The sequence below is a fragment of the Microbaculum mangrovi genome, from assembly GCF_051390635.1.
Lineage (GTDB): Bacteria > Pseudomonadota > Alphaproteobacteria > Rhizobiales > Tepidamorphaceae > Microbaculum.
In genome coordinates this window covers 1-26,117 of record NZ_JBPODT010000005.1, presented here as the reverse complement: position 1 = coordinate 26,117, position 26,117 = coordinate 1, and the positions used below count along the sequence as shown (strand labels likewise).

The 26,117-nt window shown below is 68.1% G+C and carries 25 protein-coding genes; 13 read left to right on the top strand and 12 right to left on the bottom strand.

Features of this window, described 5'->3' with window-relative positions:
- Position 1: 1 nt before the first annotated feature.
- The gene (locus ACSF9G_RS20835) at positions 2-493 is read right to left on the bottom strand and encodes a CDP-archaeol synthase (protein WP_436644071.1); all 492 of its coding nucleotides are present in this window, start codon (positions 491-493) and stop codon (positions 2-4) included.
- Positions 494-694: 201 nt separating this feature from the next.
- Here ACSF9G_RS20835 and ACSF9G_RS20830 point away from each other — a divergent pair, with 201 nt between their 5' ends.
- Complete coding sequence (locus tag ACSF9G_RS20830; protein ID WP_436644070.1) at positions 695-1,666, top strand: ribose-phosphate diphosphokinase; 972 nt, start codon at positions 695-697, stop codon at positions 1,664-1,666.
- A 43-nt stretch (positions 1,667-1,709) separates the two neighbouring features.
- Here ACSF9G_RS20830 and ACSF9G_RS20825 read toward each other — a convergent pair whose 3' ends face one another.
- Positions 1,710-2,771, bottom strand: a complete 1,062-nt coding sequence (locus ACSF9G_RS20825) for a hypothetical protein (protein ID WP_436644069.1) — start codon at positions 2,769-2,771, stop codon at positions 1,710-1,712.
- Between the two features lie 84 nt (positions 2,772-2,855).
- Between ACSF9G_RS20825 and ACSF9G_RS20820 the strand changes: the two genes are divergently transcribed.
- Positions 2,856-3,518 carry a dienelactone hydrolase family protein gene (locus ACSF9G_RS20820; protein ID WP_436644068.1) on the top strand — a complete coding sequence of 221 codons (663 nt, stop codon included), beginning with the start codon at positions 2,856-2,858 and terminating at the stop codon, positions 3,516-3,518.
- On the top strand, positions 3,518-4,177 hold the full coding sequence (locus ACSF9G_RS20815; protein ID WP_436644067.1) for a phosphoribosyltransferase: 660 nt from the start codon (positions 3,518-3,520) through the stop codon (positions 4,175-4,177). The genes ACSF9G_RS20820 and ACSF9G_RS20815 overlap by 1 nt, the downstream gene beginning before the upstream one ends.
- A gap of 135 nt (positions 4,178-4,312) precedes the next feature.
- Here ACSF9G_RS20815 and ACSF9G_RS20810 read toward each other — a convergent pair whose 3' ends face one another.
- Positions 4,313-5,341: a TauD/TfdA family dioxygenase gene (locus tag ACSF9G_RS20810; protein WP_436644066.1), complete on the bottom strand. Its 1,029-nt coding sequence runs from the start codon at positions 5,339-5,341 to the stop codon at positions 4,313-4,315.
- A gap of 149 nt (positions 5,342-5,490) precedes the next feature.
- Between ACSF9G_RS20810 and ACSF9G_RS20805 the strand changes: the two genes are divergently transcribed.
- Entirely contained in the window at positions 5,491-6,318 is an 828-nt protein-coding gene (locus ACSF9G_RS20805) for an IclR family transcriptional regulator (RefSeq protein ID WP_436644065.1), read from the top strand.
- Here the strand turns inward: ACSF9G_RS20805 and ACSF9G_RS20800 are convergent.
- From ACSF9G_RS20800 to ACSF9G_RS20785, 4 genes are read right to left on the bottom strand one after another with little or no spacing between them, the layout of a single operon-like run.
- Positions 6,315-7,550, bottom strand: coding sequence for an alpha-hydroxy acid oxidase (locus ACSF9G_RS20800; RefSeq protein ID WP_436644064.1), 1,236 nt, complete (start codon positions 7,548-7,550; stop codon positions 6,315-6,317). The genes ACSF9G_RS20805 and ACSF9G_RS20800 overlap by 4 nt on opposite strands.
- Before the next feature lie 27 nt (positions 7,551-7,577).
- The gene (locus tag ACSF9G_RS20795; RefSeq protein WP_436644063.1) at positions 7,578-8,345 is read right to left on the bottom strand and encodes an HpcH/HpaI aldolase family protein; all 768 of its coding nucleotides are present in this window, start codon (positions 8,343-8,345) and stop codon (positions 7,578-7,580) included.
- A gap of 34 nt (positions 8,346-8,379) precedes the next feature.
- Positions 8,380-8,760: a hypothetical protein gene (locus tag ACSF9G_RS20790; RefSeq protein ID WP_261618166.1), complete on the bottom strand. Its 381-nt coding sequence runs from the start codon at positions 8,758-8,760 to the stop codon at positions 8,380-8,382.
- A gap of 49 nt (positions 8,761-8,809) precedes the next feature.
- Complete coding sequence (locus ACSF9G_RS20785; protein ID WP_436644062.1) at positions 8,810-9,559, bottom strand: SDR family oxidoreductase; 750 nt, start codon at positions 9,557-9,559, stop codon at positions 8,810-8,812.
- A gap of 96 nt (positions 9,560-9,655) precedes the next feature.
- On the opposite strand from ACSF9G_RS20785, the gene ACSF9G_RS20780 reads away from it, so the two are divergent.
- The 7 genes from ACSF9G_RS20780 to ACSF9G_RS20750 all read left to right on the top strand — a co-directional run bounded on the left by ACSF9G_RS20780 (position 9,656) and on the right by ACSF9G_RS20750 (position 16,505).
- A complete protein-coding gene (locus ACSF9G_RS20780) occupies positions 9,656-11,152 on the top strand; it encodes an FAD-binding oxidoreductase (RefSeq protein WP_436644061.1) in 1,497 nt (498 codons plus the stop codon).
- Between the two features lie 92 nt (positions 11,153-11,244).
- The gene (locus ACSF9G_RS20775) at positions 11,245-12,366 is read left to right on the top strand and encodes an ABC transporter substrate-binding protein (protein WP_436644060.1); all 1,122 of its coding nucleotides are present in this window, start codon (positions 11,245-11,247) and stop codon (positions 12,364-12,366) included.
- A 14-nt stretch (positions 12,367-12,380) separates the two neighbouring features.
- Positions 12,381-13,253 carry a branched-chain amino acid ABC transporter permease gene (locus ACSF9G_RS20770; RefSeq protein ID WP_261618170.1) on the top strand — a complete coding sequence of 291 codons (873 nt, stop codon included), beginning with the start codon at positions 12,381-12,383 and terminating at the stop codon, positions 13,251-13,253.
- Positions 13,253-14,242 carry a branched-chain amino acid ABC transporter permease gene (locus tag ACSF9G_RS20765; protein ID WP_436644059.1) on the top strand — a complete coding sequence of 330 codons (990 nt, stop codon included), beginning with the start codon at positions 13,253-13,255 and terminating at the stop codon, positions 14,240-14,242. Before ACSF9G_RS20770 ends, ACSF9G_RS20765 begins: the two co-directional genes overlap by 1 nt.
- 2 nt (positions 14,243-14,244) lie before the next feature.
- Positions 14,245-15,006 (top strand): ABC transporter ATP-binding protein, encoded by a 762-nt coding sequence (locus tag ACSF9G_RS20760; protein WP_436644058.1) that lies wholly within the window; start codon positions 14,245-14,247, stop codon positions 15,004-15,006.
- The gene (locus tag ACSF9G_RS20755; protein ID WP_436644057.1) at positions 14,999-15,712 is read left to right on the top strand and encodes an ABC transporter ATP-binding protein; all 714 of its coding nucleotides are present in this window, start codon (positions 14,999-15,001) and stop codon (positions 15,710-15,712) included. The genes ACSF9G_RS20760 and ACSF9G_RS20755 overlap by 8 nt, the downstream gene beginning before the upstream one ends.
- Positions 15,713-15,749: 37 nt before the next feature.
- Positions 15,750-16,505, top strand: coding sequence for a FadR/GntR family transcriptional regulator (locus tag ACSF9G_RS20750; RefSeq protein ID WP_436644056.1), 756 nt, complete (start codon positions 15,750-15,752; stop codon positions 16,503-16,505).
- A 91-nt stretch (positions 16,506-16,596) separates the two neighbouring features.
- Here ACSF9G_RS20750 and ACSF9G_RS20745 read toward each other — a convergent pair whose 3' ends face one another.
- Genes ACSF9G_RS20745 through ACSF9G_RS20725 form a run of 5 tightly spaced genes read right to left on the bottom strand, consistent with a single transcriptional unit; the run spans position 16,597 to position 22,457 of the window.
- Positions 16,597-17,730, bottom strand: a complete 1,134-nt coding sequence (locus ACSF9G_RS20745; RefSeq protein ID WP_436644055.1) for a lipoyl protein ligase domain-containing protein — start codon at positions 17,728-17,730, stop codon at positions 16,597-16,599.
- 11 nt (positions 17,731-17,741) lie between these two features.
- Positions 17,742-19,040 (bottom strand): radical SAM protein, encoded by a 1,299-nt coding sequence (locus ACSF9G_RS20740; RefSeq protein WP_436644054.1) that lies wholly within the window; start codon positions 19,038-19,040, stop codon positions 17,742-17,744.
- Positions 19,037-20,176, bottom strand: coding sequence for a geranylgeranyl reductase family protein (locus ACSF9G_RS20735; protein WP_436644053.1), 1,140 nt, complete (start codon positions 20,174-20,176; stop codon positions 19,037-19,039). The genes ACSF9G_RS20740 and ACSF9G_RS20735 overlap by 4 nt, the downstream gene beginning before the upstream one ends.
- Positions 20,173-21,225, bottom strand: coding sequence for a radical SAM protein (locus tag ACSF9G_RS20730; RefSeq protein WP_436644052.1), 1,053 nt, complete (start codon positions 21,223-21,225; stop codon positions 20,173-20,175). Before ACSF9G_RS20730 ends, ACSF9G_RS20735 begins: the two co-directional genes overlap by 4 nt.
- Complete coding sequence (locus tag ACSF9G_RS20725; RefSeq protein WP_436644051.1) at positions 21,222-22,457, bottom strand: acetoin utilization protein AcuC; 1,236 nt, start codon at positions 22,455-22,457, stop codon at positions 21,222-21,224. The genes ACSF9G_RS20730 and ACSF9G_RS20725 overlap by 4 nt, the downstream gene beginning before the upstream one ends.
- Positions 22,458-23,327: 870 nt before the next feature.
- Here ACSF9G_RS20725 and ACSF9G_RS20720 point away from each other — a divergent pair.
- Together ACSF9G_RS20720 and ACSF9G_RS20715 are read left to right on the top strand one after the other, a co-directional pair.
- A complete protein-coding gene (locus ACSF9G_RS20720) occupies positions 23,328-24,575 on the top strand; it encodes a D-amino acid dehydrogenase (RefSeq protein WP_436644050.1) in 1,248 nt (415 codons plus the stop codon).
- Positions 24,576-24,966: 391 nt separating this feature from the next.
- Complete coding sequence (locus ACSF9G_RS20715; protein ID WP_436644049.1) at positions 24,967-25,668, top strand: GntR family transcriptional regulator; 702 nt, start codon at positions 24,967-24,969, stop codon at positions 25,666-25,668.
- Positions 25,669-26,117: the final 449 nt, after the last annotated feature.

The window sequence follows — 26,117 nt, the reverse complement described above, 5'->3', positions numbered from 1 at the left end:
CTCAGTGCGGCTCGTCGCGGAAGCCCAGCCGGAATAGCCACTTCGACAGGACCACCCCGCCCAGCCAGAACAACACGACCGTCAGCGCCACATCCGGCCAGGTGAGGCCGAGCAGCGGTATGGCGGCGAGCGCGGGCAGCAGCGCCTCGGGTATCTGGTCGAGGCCGGTCGCCCGCGCGCTGGGGGGAAGGCCCAGCCGGCGCTTGATGAAACTCGACGCGAGGTCTCCCGCCATCGAGGCCGCCCCGATCGCCAGACCGAGGGTCCACGGCTCGCCGAGCAGGACGGCGCCGAGCATCGTCGCGGCGAGCGCGACAACGAGGCCGCGGATGGTCTTGGAGGCGCCGAAAAGCGCTTGCCCGTCGAAAAGGCGCATCCCGCCGTCGAGCGGCCGCGACAACCGGTCTCCCATGATCCGCTTGGCCGCGATCGGGCTGACGTTCGCCAGCGCCAGCAGCGCCAGGACCTCGAACACAGGGACGATTTGCAACATGGACGGAGAACGTCGTTGAATGGTGGTGACAGAGGAATACCGTATCGCGCGGTCCCGCGCGCGGTTTTCCGCATCCCGCCCCGTTGCCTGGAGGACCTCCGTAGCCTTGACGCTTGCCAGCACATTTCCCGCTCCATTGAAATCGAGGCGGCGGAGCTGATCGGTTACCATGGCCGCTGATCACCAGTTGGGGACTGTCTCATGCGTCTGTTCGCGCTGAATGCCTCGCGCGCCTTCGGCGAAAGCGTCGCCGCCGCAATCGGCGTCGATCTCGACGCGCACGAGGAGCGCGCCTTCGAGGACGGCGAGCACAAGGCGCGCCCGCTCGTCAGCGCGCGCGGGGCCGATGCCTATGTGATCCAGAGCCTGCACGGCGGGCCGGACGAAAGCCCGAACGACAAGCTGGTGCGGCTGCTGTTCTTCCTGGCGGCGCTGCGCGAGAACGGCGCGGCGCGGGTCACCGCCGTCGTCCCCTATCTGGCCTATGCCCGCAAGGACCGGCAGACCAAGCCGCGCGATCCGGTGACGACGCGCTACGTGGCGCAGCTCTTCGAGGCCGTCGGCGTCGACCGGGTGATGACGCTGGAGGTGCACAATGTCGTCGCCTTCCAGAACGCCTTCCGCTGCCAGAGCGTGCATCTCGATCTCAGATCGGTCTTCCTCGATCGGGCCGCGGCGCTGGCCGAGGGCGATATCGTCGTCGGCTCGCCCGATCCCGGCGGGGTCAAGCGGGCGCAGCTCTTCCGCGAGGCGCTGGAGGCGCGCATCGGCCGGCCGGTGGGGCAGGCCTTCATGGAGAAGCGGCGCAGCGCCGGCGTCGTCAGCGGCGACCTGCTGGTGGGCGAGGTCGCCGGCGCGCGGGTGCTCGTCGTCGACGACATCATCGCCTCGGGCGGAACGATGGCGCGCGCCGCGCAGGCCTGCCGCGCGCACGGCGCGGCCGATGTCCGGGCGCTTGCCGCGCACGGGCTGTTCACCGGCCATGCCGCCGAGACGCTTGCCGACCCGGCGCTGTCGGGCATCATCGTCAGCGATACGGTGCCGCCGTTCCGCCTGGGTGGAGAGGCGCGCGACCGGGTCGAGATCGTGTCGGCGGCGCCGGCGGTGGCCAAGGCGATCAGCCGGCTTTCCGGCGGCGGTTCGATCAGCGGCCTGGCCGGGCCGATGGACTGAACCCGGCATATGGATTGAGCTGGGCCTACGGATTGAACCGGGCTTATGGATTGAACGGGGTCGGGACGATGTCCTCGCGCTCGGCCAGCGCGACATAGCGCCAGGCGAGGGGGCGCCATTTCTCCGGCGTGCGCGGGGTCGGTTCCGCCAGGTGGACCAGCGACAGGCGGGCGCGCAGCAGGGCGCGATAGATCCAGTAGAAGCGGATCAGCGGCGCCGGCGGGCGGTCGTCCAGGGCATCGGCGCAGCGCTCCAGCAGCAACGGGAAGATCCAGTCCGCCCCGTCGCGCGCGCATTCGAGGCCGAGGAACGCGATCTCCTCGAACGGATCGAGCAGGCGCAGGTCGCGGTTGAACTCGAGGCAATCGATGATCGCCACCGGCTCGTCCAGGCAGACGTGCTCGGGCCGCAGGTCGCCGTGGCCCTCGATGATGCGGCCCGCGCGAATGCGCGCCTCGATCAGGGGGTGGGCGGCCGCGAAGGCCGCGTCGAAGCGGGCGAACGCCGCCTCGACGCGGGCGCCGTCGAAGCGATAGGCGGGGTCGCTCAGGACGGCCGCGGTCTCGGCCTGCTCGACCAGGTAGCGCTCGGTGTAATCATGCGGGTAGGGTGTCTCGGACGGTGCGTGAGCGAAGAAATCGCTCAGCACGTCGGCCAGATGCGCGATCATCGGCCCGGTTGCCTCGCCGGTGCGGATCAGGTGGTCGAGCATCTGCTGCTCGGGCAGGCGGCGCATGGCGACGAGCCAGTCGACCACGGCGACGCCCGGACCGAGCGCCAGCGCGCCGGCGGCGTCGCGCGACAGCGGCGTGACGGCGAGATAGACGTCGGGCGCGAGCCGGCGGTTGAGACGCACCTCCTCGCGGACGAAATGCTCGCGGGCCGCGAGCGTGCCGAAGTCGAGGAAGGGATAGCGGACCGGCTTCTTCAGCTTGTAAACGAGCGGGCCGGCGAGGAAGACCCAGGACATGTGGGTCTCCACCGCGCGCACGGCGCGGGGGCGGTGCGGATAGCTGGCCGGGTCGCTCAGGTAGCGGACCTTGTCGGCAATAGACGGCGGCCTGGTCGCGGCGCCGGCCGGGGACGCATGATCGGAATCGGACATCGCTTCTTCGTTATCCTGCCGGCATCCGCCCGCGCCTTGATTGCCATCAAGGCGGATTCCGGGTTCCAATGGGAGCATTCAACCATGGAACGGTCGTCGATGGGCAATACCGCACGGAATGTCTTGATCGGGCCGAAGGCGCTGGAAGGCCGGCTGGAGCTGCCGGACGGGGCGGGCGGGCTCGTCGTGTTCGCCCATGGTAGCGGCAGCTCGCGGTTCAGCCCGCGCAACAATTTCGTCGCCGGCGAGCTGCGCGCCCGCGGCCTCGGCACGCTGCTGTTCGATCTCCTGACGGAGAAGGAGGCCGCCGACCGGCGCAACGTCTTCGACATCCCCAGGCTGGCGGCGCGGGTCGTCGAGGCGATCGCGTGGACGCACGGCGAGGCGGACACGGCGGCCCTGCCGCTCGGCCTGTTCGGCGCCAGCACCGGCGCGGCGGCGGCGCTGGTGGCGGCCGCCGGCATGCCGGAGGCGGTCAGGGCGGTGGTCTCGCGCGGCGGCCGGCCCGATCTCGCCGGCAAGGCGCTCGCCCGGGTGCGGGCGGCGACGCTGCTGATCGTCGGCGGGGCCGATCACGGCGTGATCGAGCTGAACGAGGCGGCCTTCGCCGAACTCACTTGCGAAAAGCGCCTGGAGGTCGTGCCCGGGGCGACGCATCTGTTCGAGGAACCGGGGACACTGGACGCCGTCGTCGCGCTCGCCGGCGACTGGTTCGATACCCATTTGACCGGCAGCGGGAGCGCGTGATGTTCGCCGATCGCACCGAGGCCGGGAAGAAGCTCGCCGCGGAACTGACGCGGATCGTGGCCGAGGATCCCGCGCTCACCGATCCGGTGGTGCTGGCGCTGCCGCGCGGCGGGCTGCCGGTGGCGATCGAGATCGCCCGGGCGCTGAAGGCGCCGCTCGACCTGGTGCTGGTGCGCAAGATCGGCGTGCCGTTCCAGCCCGAGCTCGCCGCCGGCGCGGTGGTCGACGGTGACGATCCGCAGCTCGTGGTCAACACCGACGTGGTGCGGCTCGCCGGCCTCAGCCAGGCCGATCTCGACGCCGGGGAGGCGCGCGAGCTCAAGGAGATCGAGCGCCGCCGCGACCAATACCTGAAGGGGCGCGCGCGGGCGCCGGTGGAGAACCGCACCGTCATCGTCGTCGACGACGGCATTGCCACCGGGGCGACGACGCGGGCGGCGCTGAAGGCGCTGAGGCGGCGTAAGCCGAAGGCGCTGATCCTCGCCGTTCCGGTCGCGCCGGAGGATACGGTTGAGGCGATGCGTAGCGAGGTCGACCGGGTCGTCTGTCTGGAGATGCCCGCCGCGTTCTACGCGATCGGTGCCCACTATATCGACTTCCGCCAGGTCTCCGACCAGGAGGTGGTCGAACTGCTCGACGAGGCGGCCCGGGCCGGGTGACTGCTACGGGTGAGGGCCAGGCGGCGGTGGCTAGGCGGCGGGGTTAGGCGTCGGGGGTTAGGCGTCGGGGGTTAGGCGGGGGGCGTGACCGGCCTTGCCGGCCGGTCACGCGGGTATCGTCAGGATTGCGGTCGCCTAGGCAGCCTTCGGAATGCCGCCGCCGGCGCGGTCGGCGTGGTCGAAGATGTGCAGCCGTCTGGTCGGGGCCGACCAGTGCGGGCACATGAGCCAGAGCCGAAAGAGATGGCGCTTGCGCGCCAGTTCCGGCCAGTCCTGGTAGTCGGTGCGTCCGTGCACGGTGGTGCGGTCGTTCAGGAACTGCATGTCGCCGGGGCGGAACTCCATGTCCAGGAAGACACCGTCGCGATTGGCCACCGCCTCGAAGAAGCTCAGCGCGTCTTCGGCGCACGGATCGAGCGTGCCGCCGTCGTGCTGGGCGCCACTGCGGATGAGCTCGGGGATGTAGGAGCAGTGGACCTGCCCGTCGTCGTCCTCGGCAAAGACGGGGATATTGACCGGGGTGAGGGCCGGGGAGGCGCCCCGGTCGGCGGTCGGGCGATAGAACTGGAAGCCCTCGATCAGCGGATCGAGAAGGTCGGGCCGTTCGGCGACGAAGGTGTTCCAGATGGTGGCGGCCGAGGCGATGCGACTCAGCCCGCCCTCCTTGGCGTTGCGATGGCAGAACAGCCCGACGATGTCGGAGGGGTCGCGGTGCATGCTGATTGTGCCGCCGCGGCGATAGGGGCGTTCGTTGCCGGCCTCCGAGCGGTCGATGACGTCGCCGAGATAGTCGCCCCGATGGCTCTGCGACACCGAGGTGCCGAAATAGGATCCGACGCCCACGAAGATCAGGCGCATGACGTCTTCGGAATAGCGGTCGACGTCGATGCCGGTCATCAGCGCGAAGCCGCAGCCCGAGCGCAGGACCTCGTCCATTGTCCTCAGTTCGGCGCCGAGCGTGGGCAGCGGGAAGTCTTCGGGGGTCACCTCGGAGAGCGCCAATCCGCGGGCTTCCAGATGCTTGGCGGCCGCCTCGATCTCGGCGAGATGCTGCGGCGTGAACCGGAACTCCCATTCGGATCTGGCGCCGTAGTCGGACCCCTTCCAAGCCATCGGTCCGGTGATGGCGGTGCGGTCGGCCAGATATCCGTTCGCGCGTGTCATGTCTTTCTCCCTTGCCAAGGACGTTGATTAGTTGTTCGTGATAGCAGAACAATGTTCATAATAGACGACCAATTTCGCTTGGCAAGGCAGATTCTCGGGCCTAGAATCGCTTTAAAAGCGCGGGTCGTTGTCATCTTGCCGGAGCATGCATGTCGGAATTGGGCCGAAACGCAGACGCCAGTCTGGCCGTCAGGGAGGACGCGGGGGGGCACGGCGCCAAACCGGGCAGGCTCAGCACCGTGGCCAAGGCGCTCGACCTGCTCGAGCTGATGGCGGCGCAACCGCGGGAGTGGGGCGTCACCGAGCTGGCGCGCGAACTGGGCCTGAGCAAGAGCGTCGTCCACGGCCTTCTCGCCACCCTGCGCGACAAGGATTTCGTCGTCGGCGACGAACGAAGTCGCCGCTACCGGCTCGGTTTCAAGGCGATGACGCTGGGCGCCGATTTCGACCTGGACCAGGAGTTGCGCACGGTCGCCATGCCGGTGCTGAAGGAACTGACGGAGCAGACCGGCGAGGCGAGCTACCTGATGGTCCGGCGTGGCATCAAGGCGCTTACGATCGCGCGGGCGCTTCCTGCGACGCCGATCCACCTCGCGATCGAGGAGGGCGTCAGGGTGCCCCTGCATGCCGGCGCATCCGCGCGGGTGATCCTGGCGTTCTCCAGACCCGATGTCATCGAGTCCGTGATCGCGGATGTCGGCCTTCCCAGGCTGGCGGAGCAGACGATCACCGCGCGGGACGACCTGCTGGCGAGCCTGGCGGACATCCGGGCCAAGGGATACGCCTACAGCGCGTCGGAGATGCTGGACGGCGTCTACGCCCTGGCCGCGCCCGTGTTCGGGCCGAACGGCATGATCGGCAGCCTGGGCATGGTCGGCATCGAGGCCGCCGTGGGCGCGCGGCACGAGACCTTCACGACCCTGGTGATCGATCACGCCAGGCGGCTGGAAGCCGCGCTCGGCGGGTCGGCGGGCTAGCGTGGCCGATCCCGAATCGACTGGGCCTCGCAGGGCGCTTCCACGGCACGCAGAGGACCCAGATCCGCGACATCGCGCAGGCAATCGGTGGTCAGGGCCGCAACGGTCGGACGACCGAGCAGCGCCATGACCCGGGTGAATTGCTCGGCCAGAAGCGCGAGGGCCCGGGCCACGCCCGCGTGGCCCCCCGCGGCCAGGCCGTAGAGCGGGGCGCGGCCCGACAGTACGGCGTCGGCACCGAGCGCGACGGCCTTGGCGATATCGCTGCCCCGGCGAATGCCGCCGTCGATCATCAGCACCGTACCGGACCCCAGTGCCTGGCGCGTCTCCGCCAGGATCTGCAGGGGCGCGACCGCGCCGTCGAGCTGCCGCCCGCCGTGGTTGGACAGCACGATGCCGTCGGCGCCGGCGTCGCGCGCCCGGACGGCATCCGAAGGCGAAAGCAGTCCCTTGACCACGAGCGGTCCGCGCCATCTGGTGCGAAGCCAGTCCAGGTGGCGCCACGAAAGCGACGGGTCGATCTGCGTGCGCGACCAGTGCGCGGCGCCGGACAGATCGCGCCGGTCGGGGGGCAGGATCTCGTCGAGATTGCCGAAGCCGGGAATGCCGGGCAGCAGCACGTCCCTCACCCAGCCGGGATGGCGCAGCGCCTCGAAGCGGCGCGACAGGCGGGGGCGGCTCGGCGTGGCGTAGTTCCGCTTGTCCCATTCGCGGTTGCCGAAGACATTGCTGTCCACGGTCAGGATCAGGGCCTCGCATCCGGCCCGCTCGGCGCGCTCGAGTAGTGCCTCCATGAAGGCCTGATCGCGGAAGACATAGAGTTGCATCCAGTGGCGCAGTCCGGGTACGGCGGCGACGGTTTCGATCCGCGCGTTCGACACCGTGCTCTGGGCGAAGGGAATGTCCGCCGCCGCCGCAGCGCGCGCCAGCGCCAGATCTCCGTCGCGGCGCATGAGGCCGTTGAACCCGGTGGGGGCGACGGCGAAGGGGAAGGCCATGGACCGGCCGAACAGGCTGGTCGTGGCATCCACCGTGGCAACGTCGTTCAGCGCGGCGGGCAGAAAGGCGACGTCGTCGAAGACGGCGCGGTTTCGCCGCAGCGTCACCTCATCCTCGGCGCCGCCGTCGAGATATTCGAAGACCACCTCGGGCAGGCGGCGGCGCGCCATATGCCGGAGTTCGTCGATCGACAGCGCCCGATCGACGCGGCGCGAGGCAAAGGTCCGGGCCATCGGAAGCTCCGTGTCGGGTGGAGTTTGTCACTGTTTGGGCTGGAAGGCGGCCTGCGCCGCAGCCTGCAGGAACATCGCGTCGCCGCCCTGGATGTAGAGGGCGAGCCGCGGATCGGGGGCGGGCCGCGGGGCGGTGGCGGTGAATAGACCCACCTGGATCCCCGCGGCCCGGGTCCGGACGACGATCTCGTCGATGGCCGCTGCAAGGGCCTCCGGACCCGGCCGGCCGGCGGCGGCGAGACTGATGCCGAGATCGCCGGGCCCGATGAAGATCAGATCCATCCCCGGCACGGCGAGGATGGAGTCCAGCTCGGCGATCGCGTCGACCGTCTCGATCTGAACGGCGACCAGGGTTTCGCCGCGTGCCTGCTCGACATAGCGGGCCGCCGCGTAGCCGTAGCGCGTCGCGCGGCCCGGCCCGGCGCCGCGCTGGCCCTCCGGGGGAAAGCGGGCGGCGCGGACGACCGCCCGCGCCTGATCCGCCGAGGCGATGCGGGGCGCGAGAATGCCGCACGCCCCGGCGTCGAGGGCCTCGGCGATGAGCCAGGGCATCGCTTCCGGTACCCGGACCAGCGCCGGCACCCCGCCCAGATCGGCGGCGCGCAGCATGTCGGCCAGCAGGGGGCCGCGCAAGGCGGCATGCTCGCCTTCGAGGCACAGGAAATCCGGGCTGGCGGTGCAGAGGATCTCGACCGACACGGGGCTCGGGATCGAGACGAAGGGGCCACGCAGGGCCGGTCCGGTGCCGAGCCGCGCCCGCAGGGCCGCAGGCGCGGAAGTTGGCTGTTGCGCCATTCTGGTCTCCGTAGGAAGGGGCGGGGGGCGAGGATCAGTGCTTGCCTTCCAGAAGGAAGAAGGCGCGTCCCAGCCGTCCCTCGATGCGGATGTAGCGGTCGAGCCGCACGCCGTTCGAGGTGCGGCGCACGCATTGGATCATCGCGGCCAGGGACTCCAGCGAGGGCACCTCGAAGATCAGGTACCAGGTGAAGTCGGGCGCGCCCGGCTGGCCGACCATGAACAGGTCGTCGTCCAGCGTCGCCAGACATTTGGCGCCAAGCTGATCCCATTCCTCGATCATTTCCTTGAAGCGCGGCAGCACCTTCTCGCGGCGCTCCTCATCGGAGGCGGCGAACCAGCCTTCGGTGGCGGCGCCGAGCAGGATGACGCGATAGGGCTTGGGGACTTCGGGCACGGCGAATTCAACGGCCATGGGATACCTTTCTGTTTCGGTGGAGTGTCGGTTCGTCGCTTTGCGCCGATCAGCGCATGTTGATGCCGCCGTTCACGTCGATGGTGGCGCCGGTGACGAAGGCTGCCTCGTCGGACGCCAGCCAGACCGCGGCGGCCCCCACCTCGCGGTCGTCGCCGAGACGGCCGACCGGGATGGTCTTTGCCATGGCGGCGACCTTGTCGGCCGGCATGACGCGGGTGATCGGTCCCTCGATGGCGGCGGGGGCGATGGTGTTCACCGTGACGTTGCTGGCGGCGAGCTCCGCCGCGAAGCACTTGCCGAGCACCACGATCCCGGCCTTCGAGGCGGAGTAATGGCCGCCGGCCACCACGCCGCCGCGCTGGCCGGCCAGCGAGCTGATGTTGATGATCCGTCCCCGGCCCGCTTCGCGCATGATCCGTCCGGCGGCGCGGCAGCCGAAGAAGGTGCCGCGCAGATTGACGGCCATCACGTCATCCCATTCGGCGGCGGGAATGTCCCAGAGTGGCTTCGAGATGGTCAGCGCGGCGTTGTTGACCAGGATGTCGAGGCTGCCCCGGTCGCGCACCAGGCCCGCCGCCAACTCCTGCCAGAGCGCCTCGTCGCGCACGTCCTGCACCGCGCCCCGGCTGCGGCCGGCGCCCGCATCGAGCTGGGTCGCGACATCCCTCACCGCCGGGTTCACATCGGTAAGCAGGACCGAGGCTCCCTGCTCGTGAAAGGCACGGGCGATCGCCAGCCCCAGCCCCTGAGCGGCGCCCGTGACAAGGGCAACCCGGCCGGCAAGTTTATCGGTCATGGGTATTTCTCCGATTAATTTTGGTATTGTCTTCATACCAAAAATGGTGCTGAACTATTCCAGCACGCGATTGGACGAATCGACAAGGCCTTTTTCATGGAAGACGAAATCCGCACCGTTTTGAGCGAAGAGCTCGGGGATCTGGCGACCTTCGGCGCCGAGATTCCGGAACGGTATCGGCGCGACTGGCTCTCCGAGCAGGCCGTGACGCCGATCGCGGTCATCCGTCCCCGCACGACCGAGGACGTGTCCCGTGCCCTGCGGCTGTGCAGCCGGCTGGGGATAAGCGTGGTTCCGCAGGGCGGCATGACCGGGCTTGTCGGCGGCGCGCAGCCGGTGGCGGGGGGCGTGGCGCTGTCGCTCGACCGCATGACCGCCATCGAAGAGATCGACGAGGTCATGGCGACGGTCACGGTGGAGGCCGGCGCCACCCTGGGCGAGGTACAGCGGGCCTGCGAGCAGGCCGGTCTCTTCCTGGCCGTGGATCTGGGCGCGCGCGATTCCTGTCAGGTCGGCGGCGTCATCTCGACCAATGCCGGGGGCAACCGCGTGATCCGCTACGGCATGACGCGCGAGAACGTTCTGGGGATCGAGGCGGTGTTGTCCGACGGAACCATCGTCACGTCGCTGAACAAGCTTCTGAAGAACAACGCGGGCTACGATCTGAAACAGCTGCTGATCGGCTCCGAGGGAACGCTCGGCGTCGTGACCCGGGCGGTGCTTCGGCTGCACGCGCAGCCGCAGAGCTTCTGCTCGGCCTTCTGCGGCTGTGCCGATTTCGCCGGCGTGATCGGGCTTCTGAAGGCGGCCCGGTCGACGCTCGGGGCGGCGCTGACCTCCTTCGAGGTGATGTGGCCCAGCTTCTACGATTTCATGTGCGACGGCCTGCCGGAGTTGCGGCGTTCGCTTGCCGGGCGCCACGGGGTCTATGTGCTGATCGAGGCCAGCGGGCCGGCGGGGCAGGCCCGCCAGTCGCTGGAGGACCTGCTGGCGGCAGAGATCGACGCCGGCCATATCGCCGATGCGGTTCTGCCCAAGTCAGAACGCGAGACGACCGAGCTCTGGGCCGTGCGCGAGAGCGTCTCGGAATACGGCCGCCTGATGGGGCCGCTGACCGGCTTCGACATCGGCATCCCGACCGGCGACGCCGGCGCCTTCGTGGCCGAGATCGAAGCCGCGCTCGCCCGCCACTGGCCGGACGTCCATGCGCTGAGCTACGGCCATATCGGCGACAGCAACCTGCACCTGGTGGTGAACGTGCCGTCGGCCGGGGCGCATCAGCCGCATGATGCGCTGTGTGACCTGGTGTTCGAGGCCGTCAGCCGGTATGGCGGAACCATCTCGGCCGAGCACGGCATCGGCACGATCAAACGGGACTATCTGCATCTGACCCGCAGCCCTTCGGAACTCGACGTTATGGCGCGGCTGAAGCGCGCGCTCGACCCGAGGGGCATCCTCAACCCGGGCAAGGTTCTCGCCCCGCCCCAGTCAGCTGCATCCCAGTCGGCTGCATCTCAATCGGCTGCATCTCAATCGGCGATGCCCCAATCGGCGACACTCCAGTCCTCCGCGCCTCTGTCCGGGCCGGCCTGACGACCTGCGGCCGGCCGGGCGAGGACGCCTGTCACGGTGCGCCACTAACAATGCCGCGAAGGCATGGATCCACGGCAACAAGGGAGACTTTGATGAACACGATCAAGACAATCATCTCTGCGCTGGCTCTGGGAGCCGGCATGCTACCGGCGCTGGCCCAGGCTGAGGACATCAACCTCGGCATGGTCATCGCCACAACCGGCCCCTTCGCCGGGGGCGAGGCGTCGCTGATCCACGGCACGCGCATGGCGATCGAGGAGATCAACGGGGCCGGCGGCATCAACGGCGACAAGCTCGTCCTGGTGATCGAGGACACCGGCAGTGAGCAGACCGGTGCGATCAACGCCTTCAATCGCATCGTCTCGATCGAGCCGGTGGCGATCATGAACACGACGATCAGCGGCTTCGTCATGTCGCAGATGGGCATGATCGAGGACGAGGGCATCCCGACGTTCACCGGCGGGGCCTCGCCGCAGCTGGCGGCGGATGCGAAGGGCACCGAGGCGCTGTTCCGCGTCCGCACCAGCGATATCCTCGTGGCTAAAGCCGCCGCCCGCTTCGCCACCAAAAACCTGGGCCTGGAGAAGATCGCTGTCCTGCGGCTGAACAACGAATACGGCAACGGCTGGATCCGTATGATCGAGGAACAGCTCGCCGAGGAAGGCAAGACGCCGGTCGCGGTGGAAAGCTTCGAGAGCGTCGACCGCGACGTGACGGCGCAGATTCTGCGGATCAAGAACGCCGGGGCCGAGGCGATCATCGTGGCCGGCGATCCGCCGAACCATCTGGTCATCGTCCAGCAGATCCGCCAGCTCGGGTTCGACGGCGCCGTGATCGTGTCGAACTCGGGCGTGCTGCCCTCGACCCTCGCGGCCTACGCCCCGGAGGCGGCAGAGGGAATCTATGGCACCGTGGACTCGCTGCCCGTGGCCGATCCCGCCCATGCCGAATGGGTCGAGCGCTATCGCAGCGCCTACGACATGAACCCGGATTTCGCCGCGGCCGAATACTATGACGGCGTGAAGATGCTGGCCGACGCGATCGCCAAGGTCGGCACCGACCGCGCGGCGCTGGTGGCCGAGCTGCGCGGTATCGACGGCTACAAGGGCGTCGGCACCACCTACAGCTACGCCAATGGCGGCGACGGCGGCACCAGCGTGGCGATCGTGCAGGTCGAAAACGGCGGGCTGAAACTCGTCACCAGCGTCGACTGAGCGGCGGCGCGGACATGGATACCTTTATCCAGGTGCTGCTGGCCGGGACGACCATCGGCTGCATCTATGCCCTTGTCGCGCTCGGCTTCACCCTGACCATCGCGGCGGCGGGCGTCGTCAACTTCGCCTATGCCGAATGGGTGACCTATGGCGGCTTCTTCGGCGTGATGCTGGTCGGCCTGGGCTGGCCGCTGTGGCTGGCCCTGATCGGCGCGGTGGTCTTCTCGGTCGGCGTCGGCTACGTCTTCCAGCGGGTGGTCTTCCGCCCGCTGGAGGGAAAGCACTTCCTGACCACCGTCACGGCGACCATCGGCGTCTCGGTCAGCATGGCGGCGCTGGCCGTCCTGATCTGGGGGCCGTACCCGCTGACGTTGCCCACCTTCTTCGGCAGCGGCATCATCTCCCTGGGCGGGGTATCCCTGTTTCCGCACAATCTGCTCATCATCGCCATCACCGCCGTGCTGATCGGCGTCCTGCACCTGGGCCTGACACGGACCACGATCGGCTACCGCCTGCAGGCCACGGCCCAGGATCCCGACGCCGCGCGGCTGATGGGCATCCGGGTCCGCCGGATGCGCACCCTGGCCTATCTGTTCTCGGCCGGTCTGGCCGGCCTGGCCGGCTTCCTGGTGGCGCCGCTCTTCATCGTCACCACGACCATGGGCTTCTCGCTGATGCTGAAGGGGCTGGCCGCGACCATCGTCGGCGGATGGGGCTCGCTCAAGGGCGCCGTGTTCGGCGGCCTGATCATCGGCATCATCGAGGCGCTGGGGGCCGCCTACATCTCGTCCGAATATAAGGACGTGATCGCCTTCCTGATCGTCATCGTCGTGCTGCTGGCCATGCCGCGCGGTCTCTTTCCCGAGCGCATCGCGGAGAAGCTGTGATGACCGGGTGGACGACCGACACCGCAAACAACCGGATGCGCCTCGCCGCGCTGGCGCTGGCGCTGGCCAGCGCCGCGCTGCTGCCCTTCGTGCTGGGCTCGAACTACCATCTCGGCGTCGCGCATCAGGTGCTGATCTTCATCATCCTGGCCTCGGGCTACGACCTGCTGCTGGGGTTCACCGGCCTTCTGTCCTTCGGGCATATCGGGCTGTTCGCCATCGGCGCCTATACCAGCGCGATCCTCGTGACTTCGACCGGCGCACCCTTCATGGTCGGCCTGATCGGGGCGGCGGTGCTGACCGGCATTGTCGGGGTGGTGATCTCGATCCCGGCGCTACGCATCAAGGGCCATTCGCTGACCCTGCTGACGCTGGCGCTCGGAGAGGTGATCCGCGTCGTCATCCGGTCGATGGAATGGCTCACCAACGGCTCGCACGGCATCGCCGGGATTCCGAGGCCCGAGATCCTGGGCTTCTCCTTCCGCCAGCCGGTGCCGCTCTACTATCTGCTGCTGGTCATCGCCCTCCTGACCATCGCGTTCGCCTGGAAACTGAAGCGGTCGCGGTACGGCCGGGCCTTCAACGCGATCCGCGATTCCGAGATCGCGGCGGATGTCTGCGGGGTGAACATCTCGCGGATGAAGATGCTGGCCTTCGGCCTCAGCGCGATCATCGCGGGGATCGCGGGCAGCCTTTACGCCCATACCGTGCGCTTCATCAGCCCCGAATTCTTCAGCCTCGGCCTGACCGTGATCCTGCTGGCCATGGTGCTGATCGGCGGGCGCGGCACCATCATCGGCCCGATCCTCGGCGCGATCCTGTTCATCTCGCTGCCCGAGGCCCTGCGCTTCGTGAAGGAGTATTACCTCGTCGCCTTCGGGATCACGATCTGGCTCTCGGTCCTGCTTCTGCCGGAGGGGCTGGCGGGGCTGCCGCGCCGGCTCAGGCGCTGGATGCCGCGACGCAGCGCGAAGGAGGCCGGCCTATGACCATGGTGCTCGACGTCTCCGGCGTGACCAAGCGGTTCGGCGGGCTGACCGCGCTCAGCGATGTCAGCTTCAGCCTGGACCGGGGCAAGATCCTCGGTCTGGTGGGCCCGAACGGATCGGGCAAGTCGACCATGCTGAACGTGCTGTCAGGCGTCTACGCGCCGGAACTTGGTCGCGTCACGCTCAACGGCGCCGCCATCACCGGCATGGCGCCGAACCAGATCACACGGGCGGGCCTGGCGCGGACCTTCCAGAACCTGCAGCTCTTCGGCGGGCTTACCATCGGGCAGAACGTCATGGTGGGGCGCAATTGCCGGATGAACAGCTCGCTGCTCGGGACGGTCTTCGGCTTCGCATCCGCCCGGCGGGAAGAGGACGAGGCGCGCGAGACGGCGCGGACGTATCTGGAATTCGTCGGTCTCGCGGACCGCTTCGACGACGAGACGTCCTCGCTTTCCTATGGCGAGCGGCGCCTGCTGGAGGTCGCGCGAGCCCTGGCGGCCTCTCCAGAGGTACTGATGCTGGACGAGCCCTGCGCGGGGCTGTCGCAAGGGGAGGCCGACGACCTGGCCGATTCCATCCGTCAGGTGGCCGCGCAGGGGATCTCGGTCATCGTGATCGAGCACAACATGCGTTTCATCATGCAGTTGGTGGACCGGATCGTGGCTCTGAATTTCGGGCAGAAGATCGCCGAGGGCACGCCGCAGGAAATCCGTGCCAACGACGACGTGATCGCCGCCTATCTGGGACGCCGCCATGCTTGAGATCCAGAACCTGACCTCCGGCTACGCGGGCATGCCGGTGCTGAAGAACCTGTCCCTCACCGTTGCGGCCGGCAGCATCGTCGTCGTGCTTGGCGCGAACGGCGCCGGCAAGACCACGCTCATGAACACGATATCGGGACTGGTGCGGCCGATGTCCGGGCACCTCCTGATGCAAGGCCGGCCGCTCGGCGGCCTGGCGGCCGAGGAGGTGGTCACGGCGGGGATCAGCCATGTCCCGCAGGGCCGGCGCATCTTTCCCGGGCTGACGGTCGGCGAGAACCTGATCGTCGCCGTCACCGCGGCGACCAAGCGTGCGCCGGGCGGCTTCGACCGGGCGCTGGGGGAGGTCTACGAGCTGTTCCCACGGCTGAAGGAGCGCCAGAACCAGTTGGGCTGGTCGCTCTCGGGCGGCGAGCAGCAGATGCTGGCCGTGGGCCGCGCGATCGTGGCGCGGCCGAAGCTGATCCTGCTCGACGAGCCTTCGCTGGGTCTGGCGCCGCTGATCTTCCAATCCATGTTCGACGCGATCGCGGAGCTGAACCGGCGGGACGGAACGACCTTTCTCGTGGTGGAGCAGAACGCCGAACAGGCGTTGCGTATCGGCCATCGCGCCTATGTAATGGAACTGGGTGAATTGGTCGCCGAAGGCACCACGGAGGAGATCGCGCGAGATCCCGCGATCGAGAAGGCCTATCTCGGTGCGTAGGTATGACAAGGGTCTGGGCACGACTGCAGACAGCCGCATGAACGATCGGTACTTTCAGCCCGTCAAGGTGCTGCTGCCCAGCGAGGAAGTGGCGCGCCTGATTTCCGACGCGATCCGCTCGGGAGACTTTCCGGTCGGCTCCCGGCTGCCCTCGGAACGGCGGCTGGCGGAAAAGATGGAGGTCAGCCGCCCCACCGTCCGCGAGGCTGTCCGTATTCTCGTCGAGCAGGGGGTGCTCGCCGTGAAACCCGGGTCGGGCGGCGGCATTTTCGTCGTCAGCGAGGATGTGCCCTTCGACATCATCGTCGACATGCCGCAGATGCGCCCCGGCGAAATTGACGATGCGCTGGAGATGCGGCGGCTGATCCTGCCGTGGGTCGTTCAGATCGCCTCCCGCTATGCCGGCGACGACGATTTCGAGCGGATGCGCTCCGCCATCGTCTTCGGGCGTGCCAGCCTGCCGCCCGAGGGCGAGAAGATCTCCGCACAGGCGGTCAATCTGGTGATCATCGCGACGATGCGCTTCGACCTGGCCATGGCCGAGGCGACCCGCAACGTTCTGGTGCGCCAGCTGATGGACCAGCTGCTGCATTGGGTCGAGCCGCTGCGCCACCGCACGCTGCATACGCGGGAGGACCTGGAGCTGTCGCTGGACCTGACGAACGAAATGCTGGAGGCGATCGAACTGGCCGACGCGGAGCGCATCGAGCGGATCACTGAACGGCGGTTGAGCATTCTGGAAACGGCGCTGGAACAGCACACCGGCCGCCGAATGCGGCGTCATCGCCGCTGACCGTCCGCCAGTCCCGAGCAGTCGCAGGGATCCCGTTGTCGGGATCGCCTGCGGGCTTCCGGTCCGGGCGACCTCTGTCCGAGGGGCGCGGTCAGCCGGTCGTGGCGGGGGCGCCCTGGGGTGATGTCTCCGGGGACTGGGCCGTTTCCGGGGCGGTGGCGTTTCCGATCGCCGTGGCGAAGTCGGCGGGCGCGGCGGTCAGGAGGCCGACCTGCGCTTCGGCGAAGAAGGTGTCGATCACCTCGGTGACGTCGGCCAGCAGCGCGCCGCGCAGCGCGGCCTCCAGGTTCATCACCGTCTTCGGCGGGGTGACGAAGAAATCCCCGGTGATCACGATCTCGCGGATGCGGTCCTGGTTCGGGCCTTCCAGGCGCAGATGCGCGGTGATGGTGCCGCCGCGGCCGGTGTGGCTGCCGGTCAGCACGTCGGCGCGGCCGGCCGGGTCGTCGATCTCGTAGACGAACGCGTCGGTGCCGATGTCCTCGTCGAACAGGCGGCGGCTGGTCTGCTCCTCGTCCGCGGTGATGTCGCCGTGCTCGGGTGTGATGCCGAGGCGCTCGGCGAAGCCCTCCAGCAGCGCCTGCTTCACCTCCGCGATCGCGGGCGGAGTGCCGCCGAACAGCTCCCTCAGGGTGACGACGCGCTGCACGCCGCTGGTCTCGCCGCGCTTGGCCAGTTTGGCGGCCGGGATGTTGAGCAGCGCGGCCATCCTGCTCGCGTCCATGTCGACCAGGGTCGTGCCCTGGTAGAAGATGGTCGAGCCGTCGAAGAAGCCGCCGGTGCCGGAGATCTTGCGGCCGTCGACCTCGATGTCGTTGCGGGGGCGGTAGCGGGCGTCGATGCCGAGCTTCGACAGGCCCGCGGCGGCGGCCTCGCAGATTTCCCGGGCGAGGTCACCCAGATTGTCGATCGCCAGCGTGCTCCTGCGGAAGACGAGCTCCCAGCCGAACTGGCCCTCGTCGAGATAAAGGGCGCCGCCGCCGGTGATGCGCCGGCCGATGCCGACGCCGGCCTCGCGGCAGGCATCCAGGTTCAGTTCCTGCGAAATCGCCTGGTGCCGTCCCACGAGCACCGAGGGCGGGAACTGTAGGAACCGCACCGTGTCGGGGATGGTGCCCGCCTTGTGGCATTCGATCAGCGCCTGATCGAAGGCAATCTGTTCGCGACACGGGCGGATGCCCGTGTCGATGACGCGAAACGGCTTATGTGCGGCTGCCGTGTTCATGGTCGACCTCCCTAGTCGTCGAGTCCTTCGAATTCTTCCCCCGGAACGTAGGTCTCGCCGGGCCGGTCCATCCCGAGCTGGCTGCGCACCTTGCGGATGTCGACGTCTTCGAGGGCGAACGGATAGCTGGCGATGTTGCTGGGCGGCGAGTCGCCGTAGGGCCGGTCGCAGGCCGAGATGTCCTCGGCGAACTTGCCAGGGCAGCCCGAGGTGCGGAAGGCGATGCCGGACTCGATGATCGCGTCCAGCTCGGCGCCCTTCAGGCCGAAGTCGACGATCCGGCCGGTCTCGTCGAAGGCCATGTGGTCGATCCGCACACCGCAGTAGTCGATGAGGTAGCGGGCGAGCTGCACCCGCCGCCACTGGTCGCGCGGCGTGGCGGGCAGGTGATCCATCAGCGAGCCCTTCTCGGGGAAGAAGCAGAACATGTGCGAGTGCCCGCCGAGATCGACAAGCTGCTGCACCAGGGCGATCACGTCGTGCTCGGTCTCGCCCATGCCGACGATGATGTGGGCGCCGAACTTCTGCGGACCGAAGATGTCCCGGGCATCCATCAGGACCTCCCAGTACTTCTTCCAGCTGTGCGGCGACTGGACGCCCTTGCCGCGGGTGCGGTCGAAGAGCTGCGGGGTCGCGGCGTCGAGCGCCACGGTGAAGATGTCGGAGCCCATCTCGCGCAGGCGGGCGACGTCGTCGCGCGTCATCGTCGTGGGGTTCGACAGGATCGAGATCGGGATGGCGTCGGGATCGATCCGGTCGGTCCAGGTCTTGAGCACCGTCACCGTGTCCTCGTCGGAGCGCGGATGGGTGATCATCGAGATGCACATGCGGTGGAACGGTGACGCGGCGACGTCGCGGGCGACGATGTCGACCACCTCGGCCATCGGCACCGCCGGCCAGTCGACCCGGATGAAGTTGCGGTCGGCGTAGTTGCGCTCGGCTTCGCGGTGGCGGGCCAGGCCGCAATAGGCGCAATTAGCGCGGCAGCCCTCCGGATAGGTCAGCAGCAGGTTGAGGCAGCGCGTGCAGGCGCAGCGATGCATCTTGCCCTGAACGAGGCCGAGCGTGATCGCCGCCGCCGTCGACATCTGGACGTAGTCCGGCGAGCGCATGTGCGGGGTCAGGATGTTGTAGTTCGGGAAATAGTGGCCCTGCGGCGCGATGTCGTTGTCCTTGACCGGACGGCCGTTGCGGAACGCGGCGGGCACGCTGCCGGGCGCGCGCGGCTCCATCAGGTCGTACGGATTGTAGTCCAGGCCGCCGGCGCCGATCGCGCCGGGGCCGGCGTTTTCCGGTTTCAAACAGGTCATGCCATTTCCCTCGCTTCGCTCCCGATCGCGGGTTCGACCGTCGATCCGCCATGAGTCCGGCTTTCGTCGCGCCAGTACTCGGGATAGGCGATCCAGCCGCCGCGCAGATCCGCCTCTTGCGGTCGCCCCTGCCGGGCATAGGTGTGGAGGAGCCGCGACCGCCGCTTCCGCGCAAGCGCGAGCGACGGCCCGAACAGGTCCTCTATCTCTTCGGCGTAGTCGTCGAGCGCCTCGGCCTCGCCGGCGATCCGCGCCGCGGCGGCCTGTCCGGCGAGCCGGCCCGAGATGACGGCGGCGTTGATGCCGGCGCCGGTGACGGGGTTGGTCAGCCCGGCCGCGTCGCCGCACAACAGCACCGGGACGTCGCCGAGCGTCCCGACCGGCCCGACGATGCCGCCGACCGGGATCAGTCCGCCGGTGTGGCGATGGACCGCCGTGCCGACGCGGCCGGCGGCGACGAGTTCGGCGTGCAGCGCGTCGAGCAGCGGCTTCAGCCTGTGCTTTTCGGCGGGAACGACGCCGAGGCCGATGTTGCACAGCCGGCCCTTGGGAAACAGCCAGGCGTAGCCGCCGACGATCTCCGGGCGCAGAAAGATGTCGGTGCCCGTGTGCGGCGTCAGCAGGTCGACGGTGATCTGCCGGGTCTCGACCAGATCGACGTTCGGGCAGCCGATCGCGGCGCCGACGCGGGAGCGCGGACCGTCGGCGCCGATGATCACTCTGGGGTGGACCGCGAGGCCGGTACCGACCGTGGCGGCGCCGGTAGGCGAGAGCGTGCGCAGCGGCGTCGCGAAACGGCAGTCGACTCCGGCGTCCCTGGCGCGGTCGACGATCTGGCGGTCGAATTGCGCGCGGTCGATCATGTAGCCCATGAAGTTCGGCGTCAGGTCGGCGTCACCGTCGCCGACGAAGGTCTCCATCCGGTCGATGCCCTGGACGCGTGACGCGCCGACGGTCGCGACCTCGGCGCGGACCATCGTCGGCACGAATTCGGCGCACTGCACCGGCAGCCCGGGCTCGGCGTTGCGCTCGACCGCGAGCACCCGCGCGCCCGCCTCGGCGGCGGCCGCAGCGGCGGCGGCGCCCGCCGGGCCGAGGCCCGATACCAGGACATCGATGTCCGCACCCGCGGTCATGCGCTGCACGAGGTCAGCCGCCGCGCGGCCAGGCCTCCCTCCATCCTGGCGCCGATCTTGATCGAGCAGCAGGCGTGCTCCTGGTGATAGTCGCGGCCGATCGCCTTCGAAACGGCGACGGCGCCCTCGGCCGGGAAGGCGATGCCGTCGAGCCCGGCCATCACCGCGTAGGCGTCGGTGACGCGCTTGTGCATGCCCGCCGGGCGGGCGCAGCCGAGCAGCACCTGCTTGTCCGGAAGCCGCCGCCGGGCCTCGAGGAAGATCCGACCGACATCGCCGGTCGCCGGCGTCGCGAAGGTGCCGGGCTTGGCGTAGAACGGCATGACGACGACCAGCACCAGCGCGTTGACGGGGTAGCGCGATACCATGTCGAGGGCGGTGGGCTCGCCCAGGATCTCGCCGTAGTGCAGGCCGACGACGATATGCGGCGAGATTTCCATGGAGGTTCCGGTGAGGGCGGCCAGCGTTTCCTCGAAATCCTCGACCGGGCGGTCGAGATGATAGACGTCGCGGATCGTCGCCTGCGCGCCGATCACGTCCATCATCGCGGTGTCGACGCCCGCGGCTTCCATGCGCCTGGCGCCGGCCTCGTCGGTCAGCGCGGTGTGGATGGCGATCTTGAGATAGGGGAAGTCCCGCTTGAGGTTCTCGATGACGGGATAGAACCGCTCGTAGCGGATCTCGTTGCGCCGGTTCGAACCGCCCGACAGCAGGAACCCCTGCAGGTCCTGCATCAGGATCAGGTCGCGGACCTTGCGGTCGAGCACGTCGGGCTTCGTCGCCGCGATCATCGGCTCGAGGATCTTGGCGCGGCAATGGTCGCAGTCGAGCGCGCAGGCCGCCCCGGTGATGGAAAAGGCGGGAAAGCTGTTCTTGCCGCAGCCCTTGATCTCGCTGCTGTCGTATTCCTTGAAGGTCGGCGTGGAAAACCGGATCGGGCGGTTCGTCGCCGCGCGCGCGGCCGCCTCCATGTCGGCGACGAGGCCCGGATCGAACTCGGCGTCCTCCAGATCCTCGATCGCCAAAACGCGCTGAAGCCAGTCCGTCATGCCGACACGTCCTCCGAAAGCCGGGTTGTCCCGGTTCCTGTCCCAGTTCCGGTTCCAGTCCCGGTCCCAGACCTGGCCGCAGTCCCGGCGTCTGCCGCGTGTGGCGCCGGGCCCGTCGGGGCGGCGGGCGCCAGAACGGCGGCGGCAATCTCGTTGACGCGCTCGCGGACGGGCCCATCGTTGCGCGGATCGACGAGCGTCGTGTACCAGCGCGGCAACCTGTCCTCGTCGTCGACGAGATCACAGTCGAGCGCGCGAAGCAACGCGACGCTCTCGGGCGGAAGCGCATCGGGGATGGCCTGGTCCGAGAGCCGCCCCCATAGGCCGGCCCAGCAGCGTGCCACCGTCCACGGATTGTAGCCGCCGCCGCCCAGAACCACCGTCGACGGCGACAGCGCGGCAAGCCGCATCACCGCGTCCCATAGGCAGCCGTTGCTGAGCGCCATGGCCGACAGCGGATCGCCGGCCAGCCCGTCGGCGCCGCAGGTGACGACCACGGCCTGCGGCGCGAACTGCCGCGCCAGCGGCAGCACCGCCTGGTCCAGCAGGACATCGAACTCGGTGTCGTTCAGCTCCCGCGGCACCGGGATGTTGCGGGCGTTGCCCGTGCTGCGGTCCTCGAGCCGGCCGGTGTGGGGCCAGCGGTTCTCCTCGTGGACCGAGATCAGGAACACGTCGTCATGTCCGCGGAAGGCGGCCTCGACGCCGTCGCCGTGATGGGCGTCGAGATCGACATAGAGGACGCGCTCGAAGCCCTGCTCCAGGAAGGTCAGGACCGCGAAGGCGGGGTCGTTGAAGTAGCAGAAGCCGCTGGCATGGTCGCGCATGCCGTGGTGCGTGCCGCCCGAGGGGTGGTAGGCGATCCCGCCCTCGGCCGCGAGCCGGGCTGCCAGGATGGAGCCGCCGACAGAGGTGCTGGCGCGCCGGAACAGGCCCTTGAAGACCGGGTTTTCCATCGTGCCGATGCGGTAGCGCTCGCGCATCGCGGCGCTGACGCCGCCGCCATTCTCGGCCGCCTGCAGGGCGGCGACATAGTCGGGCGCGTGGAGCTTGAGCAGGTCGTCGAGGGTGGCGACGGGGCTGTCGACATAGGCGCGCGCGCCCTGCGGCTCGAGCCAGCCGAGCTGCTCGCACAGCGACAGCACGGTGCCGATGCGCTGGATGGCGAGCGGATGATTGCTGCCGTAGCCGGTTTCCCGGTAGATCTCGCTGGAGATGAAACGGCTCGTCATTCCGGTCCTTCTCGTCATCCGGCCTTCTCAGTATCCGGCCCTGACGGATCGCCCCGACAGCTGCCAGCATCAGGCACCCGAAGCAGGCACCCGACGATAGGCACCTCGCGGGGCCCATAGTCACATTCTAATTTTTGAATGTAAATAACTTCCCATGCGGAAACCGATCTTAGGGCCGCTCACGGCCGGAGGAAAGGGCGCGGCGGGCTTGGCGTGGTGACGGTCTTCGCGTGGCGGCGGTCTGCGCGAACGCGATCTTCGCGGAGCGGCTCAGCCTTGCAACGCGGGACAAAAAAGGTATTGTCCGGTCGCTAATCGCGTTGTCATACGATGGTTTTGACCTTCGTGTTCAAGAGACTGTTCCGTCGAGTGCCTTCCAGGCGTCGCGTGAGATTTTGCAATCACGCGGGCAGCCTCATCGCACGCATATAGCCCTGGCGCGGCCGTGAGGCCGTCGACCGGGGGCCGGAAATCCAAGCACCACACAATTCGATCTTGATTTCCGGGTCCGCCACCGGCGACTCGGTGGAGACGCGTGATGACAACGCAATTCGCAGGCTGTCGGCCGACAGCCGAAGGCTTCCAGATTTTCAGCGGAACGCGCACGGCGCATGAGGGGGCAGGCGCGCGGCTTGACGGCGCCGCCTTCGCCCCGGGTTCCTGTGCGCCGGGGCCCTTCGCACTGGCTCCAGCAGGCGCCGTTCCGGTCCTTCGAGCAGCACACCCAAAATCAACGCATGGCCTCCGGGCGAAGGATGTTCGCCGGATGCGCTCTCTATCCAATCCAAGCGGGCCCATTCGAAGCGCGGCGTTCTGCCGGGCGGCGCTGCGCCACCTGGCGGGTCAGGTCCTGAAGCGGGAGATACCGGAATGAAAGTCGTCGTTCTCGGCGGAGGCGTCATCGGCGTGACCTCCGCCTATTATCTCGCCAAGGCCGGACATGACGTTACGGTGCTGGACCGGCAGAGCGGTCCGGCGATGGAGACGAGCTTCGCCAATGCAGGCCAGGTCTCGCCCGGCTACGCATCGCCGTGGGCCAACCAGGGCGTGCCGCTCAAGGCCGTCAAGTGGCTGCTGATGAAGCACGGGCCGCTCGCCATCCGTCCGCGCCTGGATCCGACGATGTGGTCGTGGCTCGTGCAGATGCTGCGCAACTGCACCGCGGCCCGATACGCGGTCAACAAGGGGCGCATGGTGCCGCTTGCCGAATACAGCCGCGACTGCCTGCAGGCGCTGCGCGCGGAAACCGGCATCGCCTACGACGAGCGCAGCCGGGGAACACTCCAGCTGTTCCGTACCCAGAAGCAGGTCGACGGCGTCGGCGGCGACATCGAGGTGCTGAGGCAGTACGGCGTCCGCCACGAGCTCCTGGACCGGGACGGCTGCGTCTCCGCGGAACCCGCGCTCGCCAACGTGCGTGAGAAGTTCGTCGGCGGATTGCGTCTTCCCGGAGACGAAACCGGCAACTGCCAGGTGTTCACCAGCAACCTTGCCGAGATCGCCGCCGCGTCGGTCGATTTCCGCTATGGCGTCACGGTTTCCGGGGTCCTGCACGACGGCCGCCGCGCAACGGGCGTCTCCACGAGCGAGGGCGTCATCGATGCCGATGCGATCGTGGTGGCGTTCGGCAGCTATTCGCCTGCGCTCGTTCGCCCGTTGGGCCTGCGCCTGCCGGTCTATCCGGTAAAGGGGTACTCGATCACGCTGCCGATTGCGGACGAGGCGCGCGCGCCGGTTTCCACGGTCATGGACGAAACCTACAAGATCGCCATCACCAGGCTGGGATCGTCGATCCGGGTGGGGGGCACCGCCGAGATCGCCGGATACGACCTTTCGCTGCGGCCCGGCCGGCGAGGCCCGCTTGATTTTTCGGTCGGCGACCTGTTCGGCGGAGGCGGTCAGATGGACAAGGCGACGTTCTGGTGTGGCCTCAGGCCGATGACTCCGGACGGGCCTCCGATCGTCGGTGCGACGCGCATCGGCGGGCTGTATCTCAATACGGGGCACGGCACGCTGGGGTGGACGATGGCCTGCGGCTCGGCGCGGGTGCTCGCGGACCTGATCTCGGGCCAAACGCCCGACGTCGACGTCAGCGACCTGGGCCTGCAGCGCTACTAGACATGGCCGCGCCGGGAACGGCGCCGCCCTAGTGCCTCGGCGCTGCCGGGGCGCGCTCGGCCGTCGCGCGCGTGGTTTAAGACCCGGCGTCCAATGCCGCCGGGGAGCTTGCGCTCGCGGTACCTGTCACCCTGTGGCGTGGAATACGGGACGTCGCTCGGGGTCGCGGTGAAGCGCCGGAGTACGTCTTCAGCTCTCTGATCGACTGCAACACAATGGCCCTGTTCCAGGGGGGCGGGGATACCCAGGTGCGTGTCGCCGGGGCGGCACGCCGTTACACATGAGACCGGAAACATATCAGACGGCGGGCTTCCTGCTATCAAGTGTGTTTGATATGATCATTCGCGAGAGAAATTCGCGCTCAATGAGTTAACCCGGACGACCGAGGCAAATGACGAACGACGTAGAGATAAAAGAGCCAACAAAGGCCGACGCAACTCAGGAACGCATGCGTGCTGACCTTATTACAGGGCTGCTGAAACCAGGTCTGCAACTCAAGATCCACGAACTGCAGGAACGCTATTCAGTTAGCCAGACCACAATACGAGAGGTGCTCCCGAAACTCGTGAACGAGGGACTCGTCTCCAGCAGTGCTCGAAAAGGCTATGCCGTGTGCCGCCTTTCGTTGGAGGACCTGGAGGATCTCGCCGCCCTGCGGCTGGACCTGGAGCTTCCGGCGTTCGAAACTTCCATGAAGCAGGGAGACGTCGACTGGGAGGTTGGTATCCTGCGGGCGCAACATCTGATGCGGAAGTTCGTCGCCGAGGCGGGCACAAGCAAGCGTGCGGAACACGCGCGTGGCTGGTTGGCGATTCATGCTGGATTTCATACGGCTCTCATAGCCGGTTGTGGTTCGGAGCGGCGAATGCAGTACTGCCGCCAGATCTTCACGCAATCGTCGAGATATTTTGTCGTGGCCGCGAAGTATATGCAGTCAAGCGACGTCAGTCTTTCCGAGCATCTCGAGTTGGGCGACATCGCCCTCGATCGTGACGTGGAGACGGGAAAGGCACGTCTCCGCCAGCATGTCCGGCAAGCTCTTACAAACATGAAACGTTTCTTCGAGGAAACCGAAAGCGGCGTTCCCGCCTAGCCTCATCCTAAAATCCGGAACAAACCTGCGAGAACGTCGTTCGCGGATTTCGCTGCGACCGGAAGGAACCCGCCGACCATGTGCGCGGGAACGTCCAGAAATGCGTCCCCGACCAGGCACCGACGCAGGGAGCGCACCGGTTCCGACGCCAGAAATCATACTGTTTTATGCTGATCATGCGGGGCGTTTCTAATGCGATGGTGCGGTCCATAGTGGCATGGCCCGGATTTGAAAAAGCGGTCCGCTTTGCGTGAGAGAATCCGGTGGCTCGAAGCGCTTGGATTTGGTGGTCCGCGCGCGACGCGCGACGCGCGACGCGCTGAAGCGCTTGGGCTTGGTGGTCCGGGATCGACGCTAGTTTCCGACGGCCATTGAAGCGCTTGGGCTTGGTGGTCCGGGATCGACGCTAGTTTCCGACGGCCATGAGCCTAGTACCTTCTTCGCACGGT

What these genes read in the sequence shown, in the direction of transcription:
- ACSF9G_RS20835 (WP_436644071.1), bottom strand. Translation starts at nt 493, where the DNA reads ATGTTGCAAATCGTCCCTGTGTTCGAGGTCCTGGCGCTGCTGGCGCTG.
- ACSF9G_RS20830 (WP_436644070.1), top strand. Translation starts at nt 695, where the DNA reads ATGCGTCTGTTCGCGCTGAATGCCTCGCGCGCCTTCGGCGAAAGCGTC.
- ACSF9G_RS20825 (WP_436644069.1), bottom strand. Translation starts at nt 2,771, where the DNA reads ATGTCCGATTCCGATCATGCGTCCCCGGCCGGCGCCGCGACCAGGCCG.
- ACSF9G_RS20820 (WP_436644068.1), top strand. Translation starts at nt 2,856, where the DNA reads ATGGAACGGTCGTCGATGGGCAATACCGCACGGAATGTCTTGATCGGG.
- ACSF9G_RS20815 (WP_436644067.1), top strand. Translation starts at nt 3,518, where the DNA reads ATGTTCGCCGATCGCACCGAGGCCGGGAAGAAGCTCGCCGCGGAACTG.
- ACSF9G_RS20810 (WP_436644066.1), bottom strand. Translation starts at nt 5,341, where the DNA reads ATGACACGCGCGAACGGATATCTGGCCGACCGCACCGCCATCACCGGA.
- ACSF9G_RS20805 (WP_436644065.1), top strand. Translation starts at nt 5,491, where the DNA reads ATGTCGGAATTGGGCCGAAACGCAGACGCCAGTCTGGCCGTCAGGGAG.
- ACSF9G_RS20800 (WP_436644064.1), bottom strand. Translation starts at nt 7,550, where the DNA reads ATGGCCCGGACCTTTGCCTCGCGCCGCGTCGATCGGGCGCTGTCGATC.
- ACSF9G_RS20795 (WP_436644063.1), bottom strand. Translation starts at nt 8,345, where the DNA reads ATGGCGCAACAGCCAACTTCCGCGCCTGCGGCCCTGCGGGCGCGGCTC.
- ACSF9G_RS20790 (WP_261618166.1), bottom strand. Translation starts at nt 8,760, where the DNA reads ATGGCCGTTGAATTCGCCGTGCCCGAAGTCCCCAAGCCCTATCGCGTC.
- ACSF9G_RS20785 (WP_436644062.1), bottom strand. Translation starts at nt 9,559, where the DNA reads ATGACCGATAAACTTGCCGGCCGGGTTGCCCTTGTCACGGGCGCCGCT.
- ACSF9G_RS20780 (WP_436644061.1), top strand. Translation starts at nt 9,656, where the DNA reads ATGGAAGACGAAATCCGCACCGTTTTGAGCGAAGAGCTCGGGGATCTG.
- ACSF9G_RS20775 (WP_436644060.1), top strand. Translation starts at nt 11,245, where the DNA reads ATGAACACGATCAAGACAATCATCTCTGCGCTGGCTCTGGGAGCCGGC.
- ACSF9G_RS20770 (WP_261618170.1), top strand. Translation starts at nt 12,381, where the DNA reads ATGGATACCTTTATCCAGGTGCTGCTGGCCGGGACGACCATCGGCTGC.
- ACSF9G_RS20765 (WP_436644059.1), top strand. Translation starts at nt 13,253, where the DNA reads ATGACCGGGTGGACGACCGACACCGCAAACAACCGGATGCGCCTCGCC.
- ACSF9G_RS20760 (WP_436644058.1), top strand. Translation starts at nt 14,245, where the DNA reads ATGGTGCTCGACGTCTCCGGCGTGACCAAGCGGTTCGGCGGGCTGACC.
- ACSF9G_RS20755 (WP_436644057.1), top strand. Translation starts at nt 14,999, where the DNA reads ATGCTTGAGATCCAGAACCTGACCTCCGGCTACGCGGGCATGCCGGTG.
- ACSF9G_RS20750 (WP_436644056.1), top strand. Translation starts at nt 15,750, where the DNA reads ATGAACGATCGGTACTTTCAGCCCGTCAAGGTGCTGCTGCCCAGCGAG.
- ACSF9G_RS20745 (WP_436644055.1), bottom strand. Translation starts at nt 17,730, where the DNA reads ATGAACACGGCAGCCGCACATAAGCCGTTTCGCGTCATCGACACGGGC.
- ACSF9G_RS20740 (WP_436644054.1), bottom strand. Translation starts at nt 19,040, where the DNA reads ATGACCTGTTTGAAACCGGAAAACGCCGGCCCCGGCGCGATCGGCGCC.
- ACSF9G_RS20735 (WP_436644053.1), bottom strand. Translation starts at nt 20,176, where the DNA reads ATGACCGCGGGTGCGGACATCGATGTCCTGGTATCGGGCCTCGGCCCG.
- ACSF9G_RS20730 (WP_436644052.1), bottom strand. Translation starts at nt 21,225, where the DNA reads ATGACGGACTGGCTTCAGCGCGTTTTGGCGATCGAGGATCTGGAGGAC.
- ACSF9G_RS20725 (WP_436644051.1), bottom strand. Translation starts at nt 22,457, where the DNA reads ATGACGAGCCGTTTCATCTCCAGCGAGATCTACCGGGAAACCGGCTAC.
- ACSF9G_RS20720 (WP_436644050.1), top strand. Translation starts at nt 23,328, where the DNA reads ATGAAAGTCGTCGTTCTCGGCGGAGGCGTCATCGGCGTGACCTCCGCC.
- ACSF9G_RS20715 (WP_436644049.1), top strand. Translation starts at nt 24,967, where the DNA reads ATGACGAACGACGTAGAGATAAAAGAGCCAACAAAGGCCGACGCAACT.